The following is a 21,407-nucleotide window of genomic DNA, read 5'->3' as shown; positions in this document are numbered from 1 at the left end:
GTTTATATATACATTAAAACTTTTTGGCTTGCTAATCTTTTTAATAGCTTCTTGCATAATGAAATTATTTGTATTTTTTGTTATATATAAAGTTTTATTTTTATAAGAAAAATCACAAATTTCGTTTTCTTTAGCCTTATTTAAAGCATTACAAAATGCTAGAATAAAATTAAGCCAAGATATGGTATTTTCATCTGGCAATAGTTTTTTTAATTTTAAATTCTCATAATTTATTTTTTTGCCGTGTTGTTCTATTATAGTTGCTATTAGTGCTTTATCTTCGTGTTTTATACAAAAATTTAGACCACTTAAAACACAATAAGCACTATGTTTATGGTTTGAATAATAACTAAGCAATAAACCTGTTTCAATGAGTTTTGCTGCATATGTTAAGTGTTTTAGATATTTTTTATCAACATAATGAATTTCATTTAAAGTATTAAATAATCTTGTAACATTACTAACCAGTGAGCCTGATTTGTATTTAATTAGTCTATCTTCAAGACTTTTTAAGCTCGGATTAAAATTGGCTGGAAACCCTTTGTGGTGTTTAAATAAGTCTTTTAAAAATATTCCTTCTCTAACTCCAGCACCACTTGTAATTATTTGCTTAATTTTTAATTTTTTAATTATTTTATAAAAGACTAAAGCACCCATTTTAATGGTATCGTGTCTTTCTTTTTTAATTCCTAGCGAGCTAAGTTCTGAATTTTTGCAATTGATAATTTTTTCTATAAATTCACTTTCTTCATCTACTTGATAAGAAAAAGCATGAACCTGACTTAAAGGATAATTATTTTTTTCCATAATAGCATTGCTAATAGCTCTTAATGAGCCACCTATTGTAATTAAGATAGAAGCTTTAAAATCATCAGGGATTTGCTCTAAATAATTATCTATATATTTTTCTAATTTATTAAATTTGTCTTTAAATAAGTCTTTTAATCTCACCGTTCCAAGGTCAAGCGAGAAAGTTTTAATTACTTTTGTATTTTCACACAAACACAATTCAGCACTACCACCACCAATATCTAAACAAATTGATTTTTCATCTAATTTAGGTAGTAAATTAATAGCTCCAAAACCACTTAAATATGCTTCTTCCATTCCACTTAAAGTTTTGATATTGAGTTTTAAATCTTTTTTTAATAGGTTAATTAAATCAGCTTTATTTTTTGCATCTCTTAGAGCTGATGTTCCTATGCAAAATATTTTATTACACTTAAAATTAAGTGCTTGAGTTTTAAAATATTTTATTATTTCGTAAGCTTTTTTGATTTGTTTTTCTACCAATACATTATCTTGTTCATAAGCACCTTGTGCCAAACGAAATTTAACTTTTTGTTCGTTTAATATATAAAAACCATATCTTGAAGTTTTTTCATATATTGCCATTCTAATTCCGTTTGAACCTAAATCAATAATTGCAGTTTTTTTTGCCATATTTCTTCTCTTAATTTTTTTTGATTTTCATAGAAAAAATAGCCCTTGTTCCTTGCATATCTTTTCTATTTTCTAATGATACTTCAGCTTTTAGTGCGGTTGCAGCTGATTTTGATAAATAAAGTCCTAATCCAACGCCTTCTTTATCTCCAAATCTTTTAAATGGTGCAAAATAATCTTTATCTTCACTAATTCCACAACCCATATCATCTACATATAGATAAAAAGTCATATTATTGATGAAAGTTGTAATTGTTATTGTTGTATTTGGTTGAGAAAATTTAAATGCGTTTTGAATAAAATTTTGTAAAATTTGTGAGAATAAGGTTTTTTGTATTTTTATTTTTAATTCATTTGGATTTAGATTAAGTTCTATTTTTTGTCCTGTTTTTGAGCCTAATAGGCTGAAATTTTTGCTTTCTTGTCTAATAAAATCAATTAAGTCTATTTCATTTGGCTCTTCAAATTGCGCACCTTCTAATCTACCAATTTTAAGAATTTCATTTATGATTTTATTGATATTATCTATGCTATCATTAGAGTTTTTAATGGTTTGAATATAATATTCACTATCTCTTGATTTAATTAGCGTTACATCGTTTTTAGCTTTTATAACTGCTAAAGGAGTTTTTAATTCGTGAGCAATTCCTATAAATAGTTCTTTTTGAGACATATTATAGTTTTGAATTCTAGTAATTAAGTGATTAATACTACTTATGATTTCTTTAAACTCTAATGGATAGTTTTTATAATCTAATCTATTTGTAAAGTTATCATCAAACCTACTAACTTTAACGCTTAATTCTTTTAGGTGCATTGATAATATTCTTGATAAAAATAATGAATAAAAAATAATCAAACTAATAGCAATAATAATTATTAAAAATAAAGATATAAAAATAGTATCAAGAATTTTAATTGATTGACTTATATCTTTTTTTAATATTATATAATCCCCAAATTCATTGTAAGGATATGTTAAAATCAAGACTTTTTTATCATTTTCATTGATTATTTGAAAGTTTGGTTTCATAGTTTTTTTATCTAAATGAATTATTTTATAGTCTTTAAAAATAATAAAGTTTGAACTATTATTCACTTCAATAATACTAATAGCATTTTTGATTAAATTATCAAATTCATTTTGCATTATATTAATTTTTAGAATTTGATACGACAGAACTGAAAAAATAACAACTAGCACCGTAATAGTAGATGCTAGTTGCAAGAAAAATTTATTTCTTATGCTTTTTTGGGAAAGCAAAATCTATAGCCTCTTCTTCTTATTGTTTCAATAGTTGAGATACCTAAAGGCTTATCCATTTTTTGCCTAATTTGATTGATTGCAACTTCAATTACATTAGGAGTTACAAGTTCAGGTTCTTCCCAAATTGCATCTAATAATTGTTCTTTTGATACTATTTGATCAGAGTGTCTTGCAAGATGGGTTAATACTTCAAAAGGTTTACCTTTTAATTCAATTTCTTTACCTTTATAAGTAATTTTTTCTTCATCTGGGTCTATTTCTAAATTATCAATTTTAATTGTATTTGACCCACCAAATCTAAGTCTTGCTTCAATTCTAGCTAATAATACATTAAAATCAAAAGGTTTTTTAATGTAATCATCAGCACCTGCTTTTAAAGCGCTTATTTCACTTTCTTTATCATCTTTTGCAGATAAAATTATGATTGAAGTTCTTGAAGATTTATGTTTTACAACATGTATTAAGTCAGTGCCATCACCATCAGGAAGCATCCAATCTGTCAATACTAAATCGTAGTTTCTAATACCGATATAATATTCAGCATCTTTACAATTTTCGCACGCATCTATTTGATAGCCATATTCAGTTAAACCTTCGGCTAGTGTCTTGTTTAAAGATATTTCATCTTCCACTACTAAAATACGCATTTTTTTTCCTTAAAGTAAAATTAAGGTTATGCTAACACAATTTAAGCAAATATTCAAGTTTTTTTAAAGTTATTTTAATATTTTTTTTTGTATTTAGCACTAAGTTTTGTGTTTTTCATAATCTCTAATTTAATAATCTCAATTTTTATTTTTTTTAGTTGTGGAAATTTGATTTTTATTTTTTTTGCTAGTTTTTTATTAGCTTTTTCTAAGGTAAAGAATTTTTTTGATTTTAAATATTTTTTTGATAATTTAGTTACTTTAGCATAGTCTAAAAAACTATCAGCTTTTGCATTTATTTTTAGGCTTATTGTTTGCTTTTCTAATCTTTCAAATTCCAATAAGCCTATTATACATTTAAATTTTGTTTTTATTTTTATATGACTTTGCATTCGTCTTTAAAAATCAATCTAATAATATTTGGTATATGTTTATAGAACACAAAAAATAATATTAAATATATTGGTGCGTGAGAATTAATACTAATATTAGGGTATAAAAATTCTGCACTAATTACTCCAATACTAAATCCTATTAATGATGCTAAGCTAGATATTTTAAATACTTTTCCGATTATTAGCCAAAAAATAAGACCTATAATTACAGAATAAGGAACTAATAGTATTAAAGCTCCAGCCCCACTAGCTACGCCTTTACCGCCATTAAAGCTTAAAAATATGCTATAGCAATGTCCTATAACACTAAGAACTGCCATAGCCCAAATTGTTGCCTCACTTATATCTAAAAACATAGCAATACAAATTGGAAGCATAGCTTTTAAAAAATCACTTAACATAGTAGCTATTGCTAATTTTTTAGCCAATTTTGGATTAACTTGTTTTACAACTCTTAATACATTTGTAGCTCCTATGCTTTTTGAACCTTGAGATTTAATATCAACATTCGCAAATTTTTTAGCATATATTAATCCAAAAGGAATTGAGCCTATTAAATAGGCTATTAGCATACAAATTAAATTATTATTTGTAAACAAATCAATTATGAATGTAATAAAATTCATATCTTAATCTCTTTTATATAGGCTTAATTGATTTTTAAGCTCTACTAAAGTTTCTTCTACTCTTCTGCTTGCAAATTCTTGAATTTTTTTAGCATCTTCTTGGTCTGGTAAAATCTCTAAACAATATCTGTAAGCATTTTGATATACAATTAAAACAACTAATTTAAATTTTAAATTAAACTCAACTGCTTCATTTGAATGAGGCATATGTAAACAAATATAAGATGATAAAATATCACCTCTTTTAAATCCTACATCTTCATTAGAAACAACACCAATTCCACCTTCTGAAATATCAAATAATTTTCCATTAGCAACCCTTCCATCTTCATGAGTTAGTGCTATTTTAGTAAATTCATTAGGATGCACTCTAGGATATGCTCTTTTTAATGCGTGCATATATGGTTGGCTTTCAAAATTATTTAAAGTTACCGTGCAATTTACAATATTAACAGATAAAATATTTGCTTTAATATTTTTTTGCAAATATTGATTTTGAACTATATAAGCGCAATCTTCTTCTTTCATAGCTAAAATTTGCATTAAATCAACTTTTACAACTATACTCGCATCTTCAACTTGTAAAATTTCTCCGTAAGTTCTAACAGGAACACCATTATAAAGATTTAAAAATTCTAATTTTTCTCCTACAGAATACATTTTTTTAAATGTATCTATAAAATTCTCGTGTATAAAAAATCCACCAGAACTACTTGCTGAAAATACATTAATTGAACTTTGTGCAGTCGTAGAATCGTGACAAATTGTGCAAAAAATTGAACCATATCTTTCTAATGCAAAGGCAAGATTAACAACTAATTTATTGTTTAATCCATTATTCATAATATGCTTAGAAAAATCTATATAAGTTTTTAATAAAAATTCAAAAAAGCAAGCTCTATCAAAATCTTTTGTCTTGGCTAATTCCTTACCTCTTTCTATACTAAAATCTTTTGTTAGTAACATAGAAAATAATTCTTCGTAAGCATCTTCACAATTTTTTGATAAAATTTTGCCTTCGCTTCTATAATAAGCTTGTATGTTATTAATAAATTTGTGTGTATATTTTTCAAAATAATTAATACTAGAATTAACTAGTTCGTCTCTTCCTTCAAAACTCATGTTTTTGTTTCCTTTTAAACTAAAAATAGCATTAGTGTAGCAAAAAAAATAAATTTTTAAATAAAAATTAATGATTTTTTGATAGTATTCGCTTTTTACAACTCATTTAAGCTTATTTAAATCTTTAAATTTCTAATATTTAAAGTGCTTGATGGGACTTACTAAATTACAAAGGATGAATTATGTATGCTATTTTTAAACATAGCGGTAAGCAGTACAAAGTAAGTGTTGGCGACGAATTAAAGTTAGATCGCTTTGAAGCAGAGAAAAAGTCTATCGTAGAAGTTACAGATGTTTTAGCTGTTAACGATAAAGAATTAAAAATCGGTACCCCTTTTGTTAGTGGAGCGAAAGTTGTTCTTGAAGTTATCAACGAAGGAAAAGATAAAAAAGTTGTAATTTTTAAGAAAAGAAGAAGAAAAGACTCTAAATTAAAAAGAGGTTTTAGAAGACAATTTACTCGCGTAGTAGTAAAAGAAATTAAAGCGTAAGGAGAAATACAATGGCACACAAGAAAGGTCAAGGTTCAACTCAAAATAATAGAGATTCTATAGGTAGACGTTTAGGTGTTAAAAAATTTGGTGGAGAATTTGTAAGAGCTGGAAATATTATTATTCGCCAAAGAGGAACAGCAACTCACGCAGGAGCAAATGTTGGTATGGGAAGAGATCATACTATTTTTGCTTTAGTTGATGGTTTTGTTAAATTTGAAAGAAAAGACAAAAACCGCAAAAAAGTTTCTGTATATCCTGCAGTATAATTTAAATTAAAAGGAGCTTAGGTAATGTTTGTTGATAGTATAAAAATTAGGCTGAGCTCTGGTAACGGCGGAGCGGGTGCTAGCTCATTTCGCCGTGAAAAACATGTACCACTAGGTGGTCCTGATGGCGGCGATGGCGGTCGTGGTGGCGATGTAGTGGTTATTTGTGATAATAATCTTCATACTTTAGCACATTTTAAAGGCAAAACACATTTAAAAGCTAGTAATGGTGATTGTGGATTACCTAGAAATAAAAGTGGTAAAAAAGGCGAGAATTTAGAAATAAAGGTTCCAATAGGTACTCAAATTATTGATATTAATACCAATGAAATCTTACATGACTTTATGAATTTAGGAGAGCAAATAGTCTTATTAAATGGTGGTTTAGGTGGCCTTGGAAATAGACATTTTAAAAGTTCTGTTAATCAAAGACCTACATACGCTCAACCTGGCAAAAAAGGAGAAAGTCTAGAAGTAAGACTTGAATTAAAATTAATTGCTGATGTTGGATTAGTTGGATATCCTAATGTTGGAAAATCTACTTTAATTAGTATAGTAAGTAATGCTAAGCCAGAAATTGCTGATTATGAATTTACAACTCTTACTCCAAAATTAGGTGTTGTAGATATTAATGATTACTCGTTTGTAATGGCTGATATACCAGGAATTATAGAAGGTGCTAGCGAAGGAAAAGGTTTAGGATATGAGTTCTTAAAACACATATCAAGGTCAAAATGCTTATTATTTATGCTAGATAGTTTTAAAGAAATGAGTATTAAAGAACAATTTATTAATTTATACAAAGAACTTGAAGCTTATGGCTTGAATGATTTTAAATTTGCAGTTGCAATCACAAGATGTGATGTGGCTAAAGAGAATTTAATTCAAGAATTAGAACTTTTAAATGAGTATTTAAAAAGATATGATAATTTAGTTTTTGTTACAAAAATATCTTCAGTTACTAATGATGGTATTAAAGAGTTAAAATTATCTTTATCAAAAATGTTATTTGAATAACATATCTTAATTTTTAGGTATATCATGAAAAAAAATATAGTATTTATGGGCACGCCCGAATTTTCGGCATTTATTTTAGAAGAGCTTAGTAAATTTCATAATGTAAGTCTAGTTTTAACCCAAACAGATAAAGAAGTTGGAAGAAAAAAAATATTAACTCCAAGTCCGGTAAAAGAGATTGCGTTAAAACTAAACTTAGAATTAGCACAACCAAAAAGCTTAAGAAATAATGAAGAGATTAGAAATTTAATTAGCAATAAAAAACCAGATTTTATAATAGTTGCAGCTTATGGAAAAATACTGCCAAAAGAGATTTTAGACATAGCACCTTGTATTAATACTCACGCTAGTTTACTTCCTTATTATAGAGGAGCTTCACCTATACAAAGTGCTATTTTAAATGGTGATATTGTAAGTGGAGTTACACTTATGAATATGGATATAGGTCTTGATACTGGAGATATTTTATATCAACAAGAATTAAATATTAAGGATTTAAATTCTCCACAAGTATTTGACAAAATGTCTAAATTATCAGCAAAAATGCTTTTGGAATTTTTAGAAAATCCAAATTATTTTCAACCTATTAAACAAGATGATTCAAAGGCAACTCATACAAAAATTATCAAAAAACAAGATGGTTTAATTGAGCTAAATAATGCTAAAGAAATATATCAAAAATATTTAGCATTTTATGATTGGCCTAATATATTTTTAGAAAATGGTTTAAAGTTAAATGAACTTGAATTGAATGAATGTGAAAGTGATAATAAAGAAGGGCTTATAAAAGAAATAGGTAAAAATTATTTAATTTTAACTTGTAAAAAAGGCAGCTTAAAAGTTTATAAATTGCAAGATGCAGGTAAAAAGTCTTTAGATGCTAATGTATATTTAAATGGTAAAAGGTTAAAGCAAGGAGATAGCATTGTATAATCTAGCTTTTTGTAATTGTATAAGTTCAACTCAAGTTGAGCTTATAAATGCTATTAGAAATGGTTTTAAAGAACACGCATTTGCATTGGCTACGCTTAAACAAACTAACGGAATTGGCTCTTGTAATAGAAATTGGATTAGCGATAATACCGATTCACTTGGCAATATAAATTCTAAGATTCATAATCAGTATTTTAAAGATATAGATTTTATATTTTTTGATGAATATAATAAATTTAATTTAGATATAAAAAATAATTTATATTTATCTTTTTTTAATGATAATTTACCAGATGATTTACCTATTCAATCAGCTAGTATATATTATTCTATGATAATGAAAATAGTCTTAAAAGAATTTGGTTCAAAAGTTTTTATCAAATGGCCTAATGATTTTTATTTAGATAATAAAAAAATTGGAGGGCTAATTACTGCAAAAATAAAAAATAAATTAGTTTGCGGTATTGGTATAAACATAACTACAGCACCAGTAGATGCTAATATTTTAGATATAGATATTTCATATTCAACATTACTTAAAACTTTTTTTGATAGAATAAATCTTAATATTTCTTGGAAAGAAATTTTTGATTATTATAAGAGTGATTTTGAATTAAGTAGATCGTTTTATTTTAAAAATGATGATAATACTTATTCATTAAATGATGTAAAATTATATGAAGATGGTTCTATTTTAGTAGATAACAAAAGGATATATAGTTTAAGATGAGTGAAATTATAACAATAGCTAATCAAAAGGGTGGGGTAGGTAAAACAACAACGGCAGTGAATTTAGCAGCTTCTCTTGCGGTAGCTGAAAAAAGTGTTTTACTAATAGATATGGATCCACAAGGTAATGCTACCACAGGCTACGGATTTAAAAGAAGTGATTTTGAATTTAATATATATCATGTATTAAGTGGTAAAAAAACATTAGATGAGATTATTTTAAAGACAAGTTTGAATAAACTAGACCTTGCTCCATCAAATATTGTTCTTACTAATTTTGAGCAAGAATTAGGAACAGGTGTAAATAATAAACAAATTTTAAGAAAAGCTTTAAAAGATGTTGTAAATAGATATGATTATATAATAATAGATTCGCCACCTGCATTAGGAAATATCACGATTAATGCACTTGCAGCAAGCACTGATGTAATAATCCCGATTCAATGTGAATATTTAGCATTAGAAGGTTTGGCACATATTTTAAGGACAATTCATAATATAAGAGAAGCAATAAATCCTAAGTTAAGAATAAGGGGAATTTTACCTACTATGTATAGCCCACAGAATAATCTTTCAAAGGATACGGTTGCCGAACTTAAAAAGCATTTAAGTGGCAAGTTATTTAGAAAAGATGGAGAGATAGTAATAATTCCAAGAAATGTAAAACTAGCAGAAAGTCCAAGTTTTGGAAAACCTATAATATTGTATGATATAAAATCTCCAGGTTGTGTTGCTTATCAAAGCTTAGCACATTCTTTAATAGGATAGAAAATGGCAAAAAAATCTTTAGGTTCAGATTTTAGTAGTATTTTAGATGATATATCTTTAGCTTATGATGATGAGTTAAGTGGAGTTTTTAGAAGTGATTTAGATACTATAAGAGATATTAGTATAGATGATATAACTCCAAATCCATATCAGCCAAGAAAAAGTTTTAATGAAGATAGTATAAATGAACTTGCTAATTCCATTAAAAATCATGGATTATTACAACCAATTGTTGTAATAGATGCTGATGAGCTTTGTGAAAAGGCAATGGAAAATGGAGAAAATTTAGAAAAAGTAACTAAATATTTTTTAATTGCTGGTGAGAGAAGATTGAGGGCTATTAAAGCTTTAGGTGAAACAAAAATTAAAGCAATTATTGCAAATATAGATTCAAGTAAAACAAGAGAATTAGCTTTACTTGAAAATATTCAAAGAGAAGATTTAAATCCTATTGAACTTGCTTTAGCTTATAAAGAGTTAATGAGAGTTAGAAAAATTACTCAAGAAGAATTAGCGCATAGTATTCAAAAAAGTAGAGCAAATATAGCAAATACTTTAAGATTACTTACTCTTAGTGAAGATACTCAAAAATTAATTATTGATGGCAAATTAAGTGCAGGTCATGCTAAAGTAATAGCAGGTCAAAAAGAAGATGAAAAGATTTTAGTAAATACAATTATTGGTCAAAAATTAAATGTTAGAGATTGTGAAAAACTAGCAAATAAACTCAAGGGTAAAAATACAAATAACATAATTGATGATAGTTTGTTAAAAAAATTAAAAGAATTTAAAATAGATTTTAAAATACAAAATGGCAAACTTATATTTAATTTAAATCAAGAAAATACTAAAAATTTTGTTGAAAATGCTATAAAAAACTTATAATTTAAATATTATTTGATTTTTTTATGTTAATATAAAGTTTTATCAAAATAAGGAGAATGTATGTTTGATGACTTAGATCTTAAAATGATGTTATTAACAGCTATGTTGTTTTTAATGTTGCTTTGGATTTTAGATTACATCTTATACAAACCATTGCTAACCTTTATGAAAAATAGAGATGATGGTATAAAAGAAGATGAAGCTAGAATACAGCAAAATAACACAGACGCTAGTAATAATGAAACATTAATTGCTAAGATTTATGCTGATGCAAGAGCTAAAGCTCAAGCCATCAAAAGCGAGCAAGTTGCCGTAGCAAAAGAGCAAGCAAGCAAAGCTATAGCAGAAAAAAAGGCTAGTCTTGATTTAGACTATCAGAAATTTTTAACTGAACTTGAAGCAAAAAAAATTCAGTTTAAAAATGAGTTGAAAGCTGATTTGTTTCAGTGTGAAAATGCTTTAAGAGCAAGTATAGAAAAAATTTAAGGTTGCTTTATGAACAGATTAATATGGATTTTATTACCTACTTATTTGTTGGCTAGTGATACAGATATTTTCTATAGAACTATAAATTTTGTAATTTTTGCTGTTATGATGTATTTATTACTTGCTAAGACAATTAAAAAGATATATTGTGATAGAATTGATAATATTAAAAATAGATTAGTATCAATAGAAAAAAGCTTAGATGAGGCTAAAAAAAATAAAGAAGAAGCAATTAAAAAAATAGAGATAGCTAATAATGAGGCTGATAAGCTAATAGAATTAGCTAAAGAGCAAGCTATAAAATTAAATGAAAATATTTTAAAAGATGCTAATAATGAGATAGAAAATATGAAAAAATCTTATGAAGAGCAAAAAATATTTGAAGAGAAAAAGGCTAAAGAAGAAGTTGTCAATGAACTTATAGAAGAGCTTTTAAATACTAATGTTAATTTAAAACAATCTGATTTATTAGATATTGTTTCAAGGAAAGTTAGCTAATGGAAAAGTATGTAAATATAATAATGCAAAGAAAAGATAGGGAAGAATTTATATCTTGTTTTGAGATTTTAAAAGAAGCCTTTAAAGATAAAAAAACATTAGTGATAATAAATGCAGTTGGCATTAGCTTAGATAAAAAGATAGAGTTTTTAGTGAGTTTATCTAATACAAATAAAAAAGAAATTATTAATTTTTTAAAGGTATTAGGAGTAAATAATAAACTTGATAAAGTTCCAGTTGTTTATGATGGATTAGTTAAAAAATTAGCTTTAGAAAATAATATTTATTATGCTGATATTTATTCTAAAGAAAAAATTAGTGATAATGATATATTAAAGCACGAAAAAGAATTATCAAATTATTTTAAAAAAGAAATAAAACTAAAAAATATAATTCATGATAAAAATGAAATAAAGATTTATATTGAAGACTTAGGATATGAAATAATAGTATCAGAAACTTCATTAAAAGATAAAATCAAACAGCATATAATGAAAGCAATTTAAGAGGAGTAACAGTGAGTTTTAACGCAAATGAAATTAGCTCAATTATTAAAGAAAGAATTGAGAATTTTAATTTAAATTTAGAAATTGAAGAAACTGGTAAAGTTATTTCAATAGCTGATGGTGTTGCTAATGTTTTTGGATTAAAAAATGTTATGGCAGGAGAAATGGTTGAATTTGAAAATGGCGAAAAAGGTATGGCATTAAACCTTGAAGAAAATAGTGTTGGTGTTGTAGTTTTAGGAAGTTTTTCAAATATTAAAGAAGGTAGCTCTGTTAAAAGATTAAAACAATTATTAAAAGTTCCAGTTGGTGAAGAATTAATTGGTCGTGTTGTTAATGCTTTAGGAGAGCCAATCGACGCAAAAGGTGTTATAAATACTACAAAAACTGCATTCGTTGAAGAAAAAGCTAAAGGTATTATGGCTAGAAAAAGCGTTCATGAACCATTACAAACAGGTATTAAAGCAATTGATGCCCTTGTTCCAATTGGTCGCGGTCAAAGAGAATTAATCATTGGAGATAGACAAACAGGTAAAACAACCGTAGCAGTAGATACTATAATTAATCAAAAAGGTCAAAATGTTGTATGTATTTATGTAGCTATTGGACAAAAACAAAGCACTGTTGCGCAAGTTGTTAAAAAACTTGAAGAACATGGAGCTATGGATTATACAATAGTAGTAAGTGCAACTGCGAGTGATTCAGCGGCTCTTCAATACCTTGCTCCTTATACAGGCGTTACAATGGGTGAGTATTTTAGAGACAATAGCAAACATGCTTTAATAGTATATGATGATTTAAGTAAGCACGCAGTAGCTTATCGTGAAATGAGCTTGATTTTACGCCGTCCTCCAGGTCGTGAAGCTTATCCAGGCGATGTATTCTATCTACACTCAAGATTATTAGAAAGAGCTTCAAAATTAAGCGATGCTTTAGGTGCAGGTTCGTTAACAGCTTTACCTATTATTGAAACTCAAGCAGGAGATGTGTCAGCATATATTCCAACTAATGTTATTTCAATTACAGATGGACAAATATTCTTAGAAACAGATTTATTTAACTCAGGTATTCGTCCTGCTATTAACGTGGGTTTATCAGTATCTAGGGTAGGTGGTTCTGCTCAAATTAAAGCTACAAAACAAGTATCAGGAACATTAAGATTAGACCTTGCGCAATATCGTGAATTACAAGCATTTGCACAATTTGCAAGTGATTTAGATGAGAGTTCAAGAAAACAATTAGAGCGTGGTCAAAGAATGGTTGAAGTATTAAAACAACCTCCATATAGCCCATTAGCTATTGAAAAGCAAATAGTTCTAATTTATGCAGGTACTAGAGGATTTTTAGATGATATTGCTGTAGATAAGATTACTAAATTTGAAAATGATTTATATGCTTATATTGAAACAAAGTCTCCTGAGATTTTTGAGCAAATTAGAGTTAAAAAAGCTTTAGATAGTGATTTAGAAGATAAAATTAAAAATTTATTAAATGAGTTTAAAGCAACACAAGCGTAGGTTTTGTAATGGCGAATTTAAAAGAGATAAAAAGAAAAATAAAGAGCGTTCATAATACTCAAAAGACTACTAATGCTATGAAATTAGTGTCTACTGCTAAATTAAAAAAAGCAGAAGAGCTTGCTAAGAAGTCTAAAGTATATGCAAGTAAATTGCAAGAGGTTATGCAAGAAATTTCGTTTAAGCTAAATCAATTTGATATGGCTAAAGATAGTAGATTTTTTGGTAAGCATGAGATTAAGATTGTGGATGTTATATTTATTACTTCGGACAAAGGTTTGTGCGGTGGTTTTAATATAAAAACTTTAAAAGAAGTTAGTAAAATTATTAAAGAAAATAAAGAAAAAGGTATTAAAACTAGATTAAGAGCTATAGGAAAAGTTGGTATTGAGTTTTTTAATTTTCAAAAAATTGAAATACTAGATAAATATACAGGCGTTAGTTCTTCACCTGATTATGAAAAAGCTAGAGAAATTATTAATTTAGCTATTAGTGATTATGAAAAAGCATTAACTGATAAGATAATATTAGTTCATAATGGCTATAAAAATATGATTTCTCAAGAATTATCAGTGTGTAATTTATTACCTGTAGATTCAAGTAATTCTGAAATTACCAATTCAAATTCTTTATTAGAAATTGAACCTGAAGAAAAGGAAGTTTTAGAAGAATTACTAAAAAGATATATAGAATATAGTATGTTTTATTCATTGATAGATAGTTTAGCAGCTGAACATAGTGCTAGAATGCAAGCAATGGATAACGCAACTAATAATGCTAAAGCAAGGGTTAAAGAACTTAATTTAGCTTATAATAAAGCAAGACAAGAAAGCATAACTACTGAATTAATTGAAATTATCAGTGGTGTTGAATCAATGAAAGAATAGGAGAATATATGCAAGGATTTATATCTCAGGTATTAGGACCTGTTGTAGATGTTGAATTTAGCGATTATTTACCACAAATCAATGAAGCTATTGAAGTAAATTATGAGGTTGAAGGTAAGCAAATTCGTTTAATATTAGAAGTAGCAGCACATTTAGGTGATGGCCGTGTAAGAACTATTGCTATGGATATGACTGATGGTTTAGTAAGAGGAACTAAAGCTGTTAGCTTAGGTGCTCCAATTAGTGTTCCTGTTGGGGAAAAAGTTTTAGGAAGAATTTTCAATGTGGTTGGAGATTTAATTGATGAAGGTGCTCCAGAAAATTATGAAACAAAATGGGCTATTCATAGAGAACCACCTAAATTTGAAGACCAAAGCACAAAAAGTGAAATATTTGAAACTGGTATTAAAGTAGTTGATTTACTTGCTCCTTATGCAAAAGGTGGTAAAGTAGGATTATTTGGTGGTGCTGGTGTTGGTAAAACAGTTATTATTATGGAATTAATTCACAATGTTGCGTTTAAACATAGTGGTTATTCAGTATTTGCTGGTGTTGGTGAGAGAACTCGTGAAGGAAATGACCTTTATAATGAAATGAAAGAAAGCAATGTTTTAGATAAAGTTGCTTTATGCTATGGTCAAATGAATGAACCACCAGGGGCAAGAAATCGTATTGCTTTAACAGGTCTTACAATGGCTGAATATTTTAGAGATGAAATGGGACTTGATGTTTTAATGTTTATTGATAATATCTTTAGATTTTCTCAATCAGGTTCAGAAATGTCAGCTTTACTTGGTCGTATTCCTTCAGCTGTTGGTTATCAGCCAACTTTAGCAAGTGAAATGGGTAAATTCCAAGAAAGAATTACATCAACTAAAAAAGGTTCAATTACTTCAGTTCAAGCTGTTTATGTTCCTGCTGATGACTTAACAGACCCAGCGCCTGCAACCGTTTTTGCTCACCTAGATGCTACAACGGTTTTAAATAGAAGTATTGCTGAAAAAGGAATTTATCCTGCAGTTGATCCACTTGATTCAACTTCAAGAATGCTTGACCCACAAATTATTGGTGAAGAGCATTATAAGGTAGCTCGTGGAGTTCAAAGTGTGCTTCAAAAATATAAAGATTTACAAGATATCATAGCTATTTTAGGTATGGATGAACTTAGCGAAGAAGATAAATTAGTTGTTGAAAGAGCTAGAAAAATTGAGAAATTCCTATCACAACCATTCTTCGTAGCTGAAGTTTTCACAGGTAGTCCTGGAAAATATATAAGCCTTGAAGAAACTATAGCTGGATTTAAAGGTATATTAGAAGGTAAATATGATGACTTACCTGAAAACGCATTTTATATGGTAGGAAATATTGAAGAGGCTATTAAGAAAGCAGAAAAATTAAAGGCTTAATATGGATAAATTAACTTTAGAAATAGTTACTCCACACGGAGAAATCTTTAATTCAGAAGTTAAATCAGTGTTAGTGCCAGGAAGTGAAGGTGAGTTTGGTGTTTTGCCAAACCACGCTTCTGTAATTTCTTTGCTTCAAGCTGGTGTAATTAGTGTGGAAAATTATGATGGTTCAAAGGAGCTTATAGCTATTGATTCAGGCCATGTAAAAGTTGATGAAAATAGTGTTGTTATTTTGGCTCAAGGTGCTGTTTATCTAGGTGGTAATGATAATTCAATAAGCAAAAAAAAGTTAGAAGAAGCTAAAGAATTATTAAAATCAGCAGGTGCAAATTCAGCAACCCTTGCCGCAACTTTAGGAAGACTGGATTCTAAATGAATTTGATTTCGGATTTTGACTTAGCTACTTTATTAGCAGTTGGGATTTTAGGTTTTTATTCTATTATTGCTTTAGCGATTTTTTTATATCGCTTAAGCAATATTTCTAAATTTTATCAAGAAGAATTAAGAACTTTAGATAGGTTATTAAAAAATCAAGATTTATCTTTTGAGGCTTATTTTAAACCTTGTGAAGGTTCTATGAAAAAATTAGAGATTTATTATAATGAAGCTTCTAAAAATCTTAGCGAAGGCCTTACTTGGCTTAGTATTATCGCTACTACTTCGCCTTTTATAGGATTGTTTGGAACCGTTGTTTCAATATACTTTACTTTAATATCTTTAAATGGAAATGGTGATATTACTCAAATCGCTTCTCCAATTGGTCATGCTTTAATAGCTACTGCTAGTGGGATTATTTCTGCTATTTTAGCTTATACATTTCATTTAATTGTGAAACGAAAAGTATTTGAATGTTTAAATATTTTAGAGAGTCAAATAAAGATTATTAGCGATGAAAAATGATTTTTTACACGAAGACCCAGAGTTAAACATAACTCCTTTAGTTGATGTTATGTTAGTGTTATTGGTAATTTTAATGCTAGTAATTCCTAATTTAAAATATGATGAAAATATTAATTTACCAAATGGCTCAAAATCAAGTGTTAGCAAAGCAAAAAAAGATGATATTTTCGTAAGCATTACAAAAGATGAAGTAGTTTTAAATAAGAAAAAATATCCTTATATTGCTTTTTTTGATAATTTTAGTTTAATTAAAAATCAATTTGATAAAGATAAAATAGTTTATATATCTGGAGATAAAGATATAAGTTACGATAAGCTAATGCAAGTATTATCAACTTTTTCAAAAGCAGGATTTGTAAAAATTTCACTTCAAACAAAATGAGTAAATCAAAAGCTTTTTTATTATCTTGTTTAATATATGTGCTTACTATATTAATATTTATTTTGCTAATAAATATTTTTGCTAAAAATGAAGAAGTTATTAAATATGGCAATAGTGAAGTGGATATATTGTTCGTAGAAGATAATGTTGAAACTCCAGCTGAGGTTAAACAAGACTATACTAAAGAAGTAGCAAAAAAAATAAATAAAAGTCCAGAAAATACAAGCAATGATAATGCTACAAAAGATAATCAAAATAAAGTAATTGAACAAAATGAAAAAGTAGAACAACAAACTGATAGTAAAGATAGTGATAGTGATTTAAGTAGTTTGTTTGGGGATTTAAAAGTTAGCAAAAGTGAAAGAAAAAATCCAAAAAAGGAAACTAAGCAAGAAGAAAATAAATTAAATCAATCACAATTAGATGCTTTAAAAAAAATACAATCACAATTAGCTAATACAACAATTAAGTCAAATAATAATTCAGAGACTACACAAACATCTGCTAAGGTTTCTGGAATTTATGATGAATATTTTGGTAGAGTGAATGCGTATTTGAAAAATGTTTGGAGTTTAGTAACTGCTAATAGTTCAGATATTAATGATAAGGAAATTTTTGAAGTAGCTTTTACAATATCAAAAAATGGTATAATAAAAATCAAAGATAATGGTTTTAATGAAAGCTCTGCTTTAAGACAAAAGGCAAGAATTTTTATACAAACTATTAATCAACAAAACAAAAATTTAGGAATTCCACCAAATCAACAAGATTATAGTGGTAGTTTAAGGCTTTCGGTTATATTAAGTATCAAGGAGATAAAATGAAAAAGATATTTTTATTATGTTTTAGTTTAGTATGCTTAACTGCTGATATTATTATGGATGTGGTTAGCGAGCAAGAGGTGTTGCCTAAGATTAGAATAACTACAAGTAGTTTGGTTAATTTTGATTTTGATAAGGTAATTAAAAATGATGTTTTAGTAAGTTCTAAATTTGAAATTACTAATGAAAATAATGCAAATTATGAATTAAATTATAATTTAAATCCTGTAGGAAATAATTATGAGTTAAGCATAACTCTTAAGGGTATGAATAATGAAATTAAGTATAACAATACTTTTACTTATCCAAAAAGTGCTTATGTGTTTTTATCTCACAAAGCAATTTCACAAATGTTTAAGGACTTAAAATTAGCAGATTTAGACTGGATGAATAAAAAGATTTTAATTACTAGAAAAATAGCTGCTAAGCAAAGTCAAATTCTTATTGCAGATTACACTTTAAATTATCAAAAAATTATTATGCAAGGTGGATTAAATTTATTTGCAAAATGGGCAAATAGCAATCAAAATGAATTTTATTATACAGATTATAATAAAGATATTTTGAGTATATATAAATATAATTTATTGAATAATCAAAAAACTTTAATTACTCAAGGTTCTGGTATGTTAGCACTTAGTGATATTAGCAAAGATGGAACTAAAGCATTAATTACTAAAACAACAGAAGATCAACCAGAAATATTTTTATTAGATTTAAATACTAAAAATACAAAAAGACTTACTATGTATAAAGGAATAGATGTTAGTGCAAGATTTGTAGGTAGTGATAGTTTTGCTTTTGTTAGCGATAGAAGTTCTTATCCTAATTTATATTTACAAGGTCTTGATAAAACTAACGCAACTCAATTAGTTTATCATGGTAAAAACAATTCTGCCTTTAGTGTTTATAATAATTATATAGTTTATTCAAGTCGTGAAAAATCAGGAGATTTTAACTTATATGTTATGGCAACTGATTCGCAATATGTAAGACAATTGACATTAAATGGTAGAAATATTTTCCCTAATTTTAGTAGCGATGGTAAGACAATTATGTTTATAAAATTATTAGGAATGCAAAGTTCTTTAGGAATTTTAAGACTTGATGAGAATAAAGTGTATCATTTCCCACTAAAAGTTGGTAAAATTTCAACTTTGGATTGGTAATTAAATAAATTTTTAGTTTTGGAAATTATAATTTCAATTACTTTTTATGAAAGGAAAAAAATGAAAAAATTAGCTTATGCAGTTGCTTTAGCAGCTTTAGTTGTTGGTTGTAGTCAAAAGGCTACAGTTGAGGCTCCAAAAAAAGTGGAGGTTGCTCCAGATATGAATGTAGATGTTAAGGAAGATATTAATACTAAACTAGAAAGAATTAATAATTCTTTAGGTAAAGTATATTTTGACTTTGACAAATACGATATTCGTTCAGATATGTATGGCGTAGTATCAAATAACGCAAGTTTATTAAATCAAGATGGTAAAGATTTAAATATTGTTGTTGAAGGTAACTGCGACGAGTGGGGTAGTGAAGAATATAACCAAGCTTTAGGTTTAAAAAGAGCTAAAGCTGTTAAAGATGGTTTAGAATCTCAAGGAGTTAGCAGCTCAAGAATTACAATTAAAAGCTATGGCGAAAACAACCCAGTATGTAATGATAAAACAAAAGAATGCGATGCTCAAAATCGTAGAGCAGAAACAAAAGTTCAGTTTTAATTTATGCTAAAACAAATACTTTTTATAGGGGCTTTAGCCCCTATTATTTACGCAGAAACTTCAGCCTTTAATGCAGGTAATATAAATATTAAAGAGCCTTATGGGCTAACAGAAAATGAAAAAGTTTTATTAGAGAACAAAAAAAAGGTTGAAACTCTTAGTAAAGATTATACTGGTGTTGATTTTAAAACAAATAAGGCTTTAGAAAGAATTGAAGGTATTCAAAGTGTAGTTGATGATTTGAATAACAAAACTTATAATTTTGAAGGTAAATTATTAGAAGTAGAAAAGTTTTCAAAAGAAAAACTTGATATTTATGATAAAGATATTTCTGAAATAAAACAAGAATTAAAAAATCAAAAAAACAGCATTAATCAGTTAAAAAAGGCTTTAAGTGAATTAACAAATTTAGTTAGTAGCTTGGGCGAGAATAAAGCTGTAAAATCTACAACTCAGCAAGTAGTAGCAAATGAGGTTGCAGCTAAAAATGAAACTCCAGCTCAAAAAATGGCAAATGCTATAAGTTTATATAATAGTAAAGATTATGAAAATTCCGCAAAAATTTTTGAAGAATTAGCAAATGCAAAACATAAACCTGCACAATGTAATTTTTATTTAGGACAAATTGCATACGCACAAAAAGACTATAAAAATGCTATATATTATTACAAAACAAGTTCAGATTTATATAATAATCAAGGGGTAAAAGCTCCTAATATGCCTTTAATTTTATTAAATACCGCAAATTCGTTGAAGGCAATTAATGAAACAGAAAAAGCAAATAATTTTTATGCAGCACTTAAAAAACAATTTCCAGATTCAAGTGAAGCTAAAAGTATAAATTAATAGAAAGGATTAAAAATGGCTATAAAAAAAGACAGCGTAGTATCACTTAATTTTATATTGCGTGATGCAAAAACTAATGAAGTATTAGAAAATAATACTGATTTTCATCCTATTTCATTTTTATTAGGTAGAAATCAAGTATTAGAGGCTTTAGAAGATGAAATTGCTAAACTAAATGAGGGTGATGAAAGTGATATTTTAATCACTAAAGATAAAGCTTGGCAAGAATATGATGAGAATTTGGTTCAAGAATTACCAAAAGAACAATTCGCAGGCATTGATTTAAATGTTGGCTTAGAATTATTCGGAGAAAACGAAGATGGCTCAACAGTTAGAGTTGTTGTTAAAGAAATCAAAGATAGTAGCGTAGTAATTGATTATAATCATCCTTATGCAGGAAGAGATTTATTATTTACCGTAAATATTAAAGAAGTAAGAGATGCTACTCCTGAAGAATTAGAAAGTGGTGCAGTAGCACAAGCTGGTGGATGTGGATGTGGAAATCACGGACATAGTGGTTGCAAAGGCGATGGAAGTTGCGGTCATCATCACGATGATGAAGATGATCATCACCATCATCACCACGGCGGCGGTTGTTGCAGAGGTTAAGAGCTAAGGTTTAGCTAAAATTGTTAAGGCGATTTATTTCGCCTTATACTAATATTTATTATATACTCAAAGTATTCAGTTTTTTAAAATTAATCATTTTTATAATTTTATTTTTTATGTCAAATCTTTAAAATACATTTATTGCTATCAAATTCATAAATTACAAGCAATCTTGAATATATAATCGTAAGTTATAAATATACAAAACTTATTATTTTTAACTTGATTTTTAATTC

The 21,407-nt window shown here is 27.5% G+C and carries 27 protein-coding genes; 21 read left to right on the top strand and 6 right to left on the bottom strand.

Annotated elements, in window-relative coordinates:
- The 6 genes from KJQ97_RS05825 to KJQ97_RS05800 form a co-directional block, all read right to left on the bottom strand.
- Window positions 1-1,443, bottom strand: a 1,443-nt coding sequence (locus tag KJQ97_RS05825; RefSeq protein WP_214120246.1) for a Ppx/GppA phosphatase family protein, incomplete at its 3' end; no start/stop codon positions are given.
- Between the two features lie 10 nt (window positions 1,444-1,453).
- Complete coding sequence (locus KJQ97_RS05820) at window positions 1,454-2,593, bottom strand: sensor histidine kinase (RefSeq protein ID WP_214120245.1); 1,140 nt, start codon at window positions 2,591-2,593, stop codon at window positions 1,454-1,456.
- A gap of 92 nt (window positions 2,594-2,685) precedes the next feature.
- The gene (hsrA, locus tag KJQ97_RS05815) at window positions 2,686-3,357 is read right to left on the bottom strand and encodes a response regulator transcription factor (RefSeq protein ID WP_214117387.1); all 672 of its coding nucleotides are present in this window, start codon (window positions 3,355-3,357) and stop codon (window positions 2,686-2,688) included.
- A 74-nt stretch (window positions 3,358-3,431) separates the two neighbouring features.
- On the bottom strand, window positions 3,432-3,749 hold the full coding sequence (locus KJQ97_RS05810) for a dihydroneopterin aldolase (RefSeq protein WP_214117386.1): 318 nt from the start codon (window positions 3,747-3,749) through the stop codon (window positions 3,432-3,434).
- Window positions 3,734-4,378 carry a glycerol-3-phosphate 1-O-acyltransferase PlsY gene (gene plsY, locus KJQ97_RS05805; RefSeq protein ID WP_214120244.1) on the bottom strand — a complete coding sequence of 215 codons (645 nt, stop codon included), beginning with the start codon at window positions 4,376-4,378 and terminating at the stop codon, window positions 3,734-3,736. Before plsY ends, KJQ97_RS05810 begins: the two co-directional genes overlap by 16 nt.
- A gap of 3 nt (window positions 4,379-4,381) precedes the next feature.
- Window positions 4,382-5,500: a PilZ domain-containing protein gene (locus KJQ97_RS05800; protein WP_214120243.1), complete on the bottom strand. Its 1,119-nt coding sequence runs from the start codon at window positions 5,498-5,500 to the stop codon at window positions 4,382-4,384.
- A gap of 182 nt (window positions 5,501-5,682) precedes the next feature.
- On the opposite strand from KJQ97_RS05800, the gene rplU reads away from it, so the two are divergent.
- Genes rplU through KJQ97_RS05695 form a run of 21 tightly spaced genes read left to right on the top strand, consistent with a single transcriptional unit; the run spans window position 5,683 to window position 21,171 of the window.
- Window positions 5,683-5,991 carry a 50S ribosomal protein L21 gene (rplU, locus tag KJQ97_RS05795; RefSeq protein ID WP_214117383.1) on the top strand — a complete coding sequence of 103 codons (309 nt, stop codon included), beginning with the start codon at window positions 5,683-5,685 and terminating at the stop codon, window positions 5,989-5,991.
- Between the two features lie 11 nt (window positions 5,992-6,002).
- A complete protein-coding gene (gene rpmA, locus KJQ97_RS05790) occupies window positions 6,003-6,260 on the top strand; it encodes a 50S ribosomal protein L27 (RefSeq protein ID WP_214117382.1) in 258 nt (85 codons plus the stop codon).
- 24 nt (window positions 6,261-6,284) lie between these two features.
- On the top strand, window positions 6,285-7,277 hold the full coding sequence (gene obgE, locus KJQ97_RS05785) for a GTPase ObgE (RefSeq protein ID WP_214120242.1): 993 nt from the start codon (window positions 6,285-6,287) through the stop codon (window positions 7,275-7,277).
- 24 nt (window positions 7,278-7,301) lie between these two features.
- Window positions 7,302-8,210, top strand: coding sequence for a methionyl-tRNA formyltransferase (gene fmt / locus KJQ97_RS05780; protein WP_214120241.1), 909 nt, complete (start codon window positions 7,302-7,304; stop codon window positions 8,208-8,210).
- Window positions 8,203-8,940: a biotin--[acetyl-CoA-carboxylase] ligase gene (locus KJQ97_RS05775; protein ID WP_214117379.1), complete on the top strand. Its 738-nt coding sequence runs from the start codon at window positions 8,203-8,205 to the stop codon at window positions 8,938-8,940. The genes fmt and KJQ97_RS05775 overlap by 8 nt, the downstream gene beginning before the upstream one ends.
- Window positions 8,937-9,707: a ParA family protein gene (locus KJQ97_RS05770; protein ID WP_214117378.1), complete on the top strand. Its 771-nt coding sequence runs from the start codon at window positions 8,937-8,939 to the stop codon at window positions 9,705-9,707. Before KJQ97_RS05775 ends, KJQ97_RS05770 begins: the two co-directional genes overlap by 4 nt.
- Window positions 9,708-9,710: 3 nt before the next feature.
- Entirely contained in the window at window positions 9,711-10,592 is an 882-nt protein-coding gene (locus KJQ97_RS05765) for a ParB/RepB/Spo0J family partition protein (RefSeq protein WP_214117377.1), read from the top strand.
- 60 nt (window positions 10,593-10,652) lie between these two features.
- Entirely contained in the window at window positions 10,653-11,078 is a 426-nt protein-coding gene (locus KJQ97_RS05760; protein ID WP_214120240.1) for a F0F1 ATP synthase subunit B family protein, read from the top strand.
- A 9-nt stretch (window positions 11,079-11,087) separates the two neighbouring features.
- The gene (locus tag KJQ97_RS05755) at window positions 11,088-11,576 is read left to right on the top strand and encodes a F0F1 ATP synthase subunit B family protein (protein WP_214117375.1); all 489 of its coding nucleotides are present in this window, start codon (window positions 11,088-11,090) and stop codon (window positions 11,574-11,576) included.
- Window positions 11,576-12,082 (top strand): F0F1 ATP synthase subunit delta, encoded by a 507-nt coding sequence (locus tag KJQ97_RS05750; protein WP_214117374.1) that lies wholly within the window; start codon window positions 11,576-11,578, stop codon window positions 12,080-12,082. The genes KJQ97_RS05755 and KJQ97_RS05750 overlap by 1 nt, the downstream gene beginning before the upstream one ends.
- An 11-nt stretch (window positions 12,083-12,093) precedes the next feature.
- The gene (atpA, locus tag KJQ97_RS05745) at window positions 12,094-13,599 is read left to right on the top strand and encodes a F0F1 ATP synthase subunit alpha (RefSeq protein ID WP_214117373.1); all 1,506 of its coding nucleotides are present in this window, start codon (window positions 12,094-12,096) and stop codon (window positions 13,597-13,599) included.
- An 8-nt stretch (window positions 13,600-13,607) separates the two neighbouring features.
- Window positions 13,608-14,486 (top strand): ATP synthase F1 subunit gamma, encoded by an 879-nt coding sequence (gene atpG / locus KJQ97_RS05740; RefSeq protein WP_214120239.1) that lies wholly within the window; start codon window positions 13,608-13,610, stop codon window positions 14,484-14,486.
- An 8-nt stretch (window positions 14,487-14,494) separates the two neighbouring features.
- Window positions 14,495-15,892, top strand: a complete 1,398-nt coding sequence (atpD, locus tag KJQ97_RS05735) for a F0F1 ATP synthase subunit beta (RefSeq protein ID WP_214117371.1) — start codon at window positions 14,495-14,497, stop codon at window positions 15,890-15,892.
- A gap of 1 nt (window position 15,893) precedes the next feature.
- Window positions 15,894-16,271 (top strand): ATP synthase F1 subunit epsilon, encoded by a 378-nt coding sequence (gene atpC, locus KJQ97_RS05730; RefSeq protein ID WP_214117370.1) that lies wholly within the window; start codon window positions 15,894-15,896, stop codon window positions 16,269-16,271.
- Window positions 16,268-16,795, top strand: a complete 528-nt coding sequence (locus tag KJQ97_RS05725; protein WP_214117369.1) for a MotA/TolQ/ExbB proton channel family protein — start codon at window positions 16,268-16,270, stop codon at window positions 16,793-16,795. The genes atpC and KJQ97_RS05725 overlap by 4 nt, the downstream gene beginning before the upstream one ends.
- Window positions 16,785-17,177, top strand: a complete 393-nt coding sequence (locus KJQ97_RS05720; protein WP_214117368.1) for a biopolymer transporter ExbD — start codon at window positions 16,785-16,787, stop codon at window positions 17,175-17,177. The genes KJQ97_RS05725 and KJQ97_RS05720 overlap by 11 nt, the downstream gene beginning before the upstream one ends.
- A complete protein-coding gene (locus KJQ97_RS05715) occupies window positions 17,174-18,001 on the top strand; it encodes a hypothetical protein (RefSeq protein WP_214117367.1) in 828 nt (275 codons plus the stop codon). Before KJQ97_RS05720 ends, KJQ97_RS05715 begins: the two co-directional genes overlap by 4 nt.
- Window positions 17,998-19,167, top strand: coding sequence for a PD40 domain-containing protein (locus KJQ97_RS05710; protein ID WP_214117366.1), 1,170 nt, complete (start codon window positions 17,998-18,000; stop codon window positions 19,165-19,167). Before KJQ97_RS05715 ends, KJQ97_RS05710 begins: the two co-directional genes overlap by 4 nt.
- Window positions 19,168-19,227: 60 nt before the next feature.
- A complete protein-coding gene (locus KJQ97_RS05705; RefSeq protein ID WP_214117365.1) occupies window positions 19,228-19,716 on the top strand; it encodes an OmpA family protein in 489 nt (162 codons plus the stop codon).
- Between the two features lie 3 nt (window positions 19,717-19,719).
- On the top strand, window positions 19,720-20,562 hold the full coding sequence (locus tag KJQ97_RS05700; protein WP_214117364.1) for a tetratricopeptide repeat protein: 843 nt from the start codon (window positions 19,720-19,722) through the stop codon (window positions 20,560-20,562).
- Between the two features lie 15 nt (window positions 20,563-20,577).
- Window positions 20,578-21,171: an FKBP-type peptidyl-prolyl cis-trans isomerase gene (locus KJQ97_RS05695; RefSeq protein WP_214117363.1), complete on the top strand. Its 594-nt coding sequence runs from the start codon at window positions 20,578-20,580 to the stop codon at window positions 21,169-21,171.
- The last annotated feature ends 236 nt before the right edge of the window (window positions 21,172-21,407 follow it).

The sequence above is a fragment of the Campylobacter sp. 2018MI01 genome (genome assembly GCF_018501205.1).
In the GTDB taxonomy this organism is placed as follows: Bacteria; Campylobacterota; Campylobacteria; order Campylobacterales; family Campylobacteraceae; genus Campylobacter_E.
Note: the sequence above shows the minus strand (reverse complement) of the source record. Positions and strands in the feature narration are given on the sequence as shown.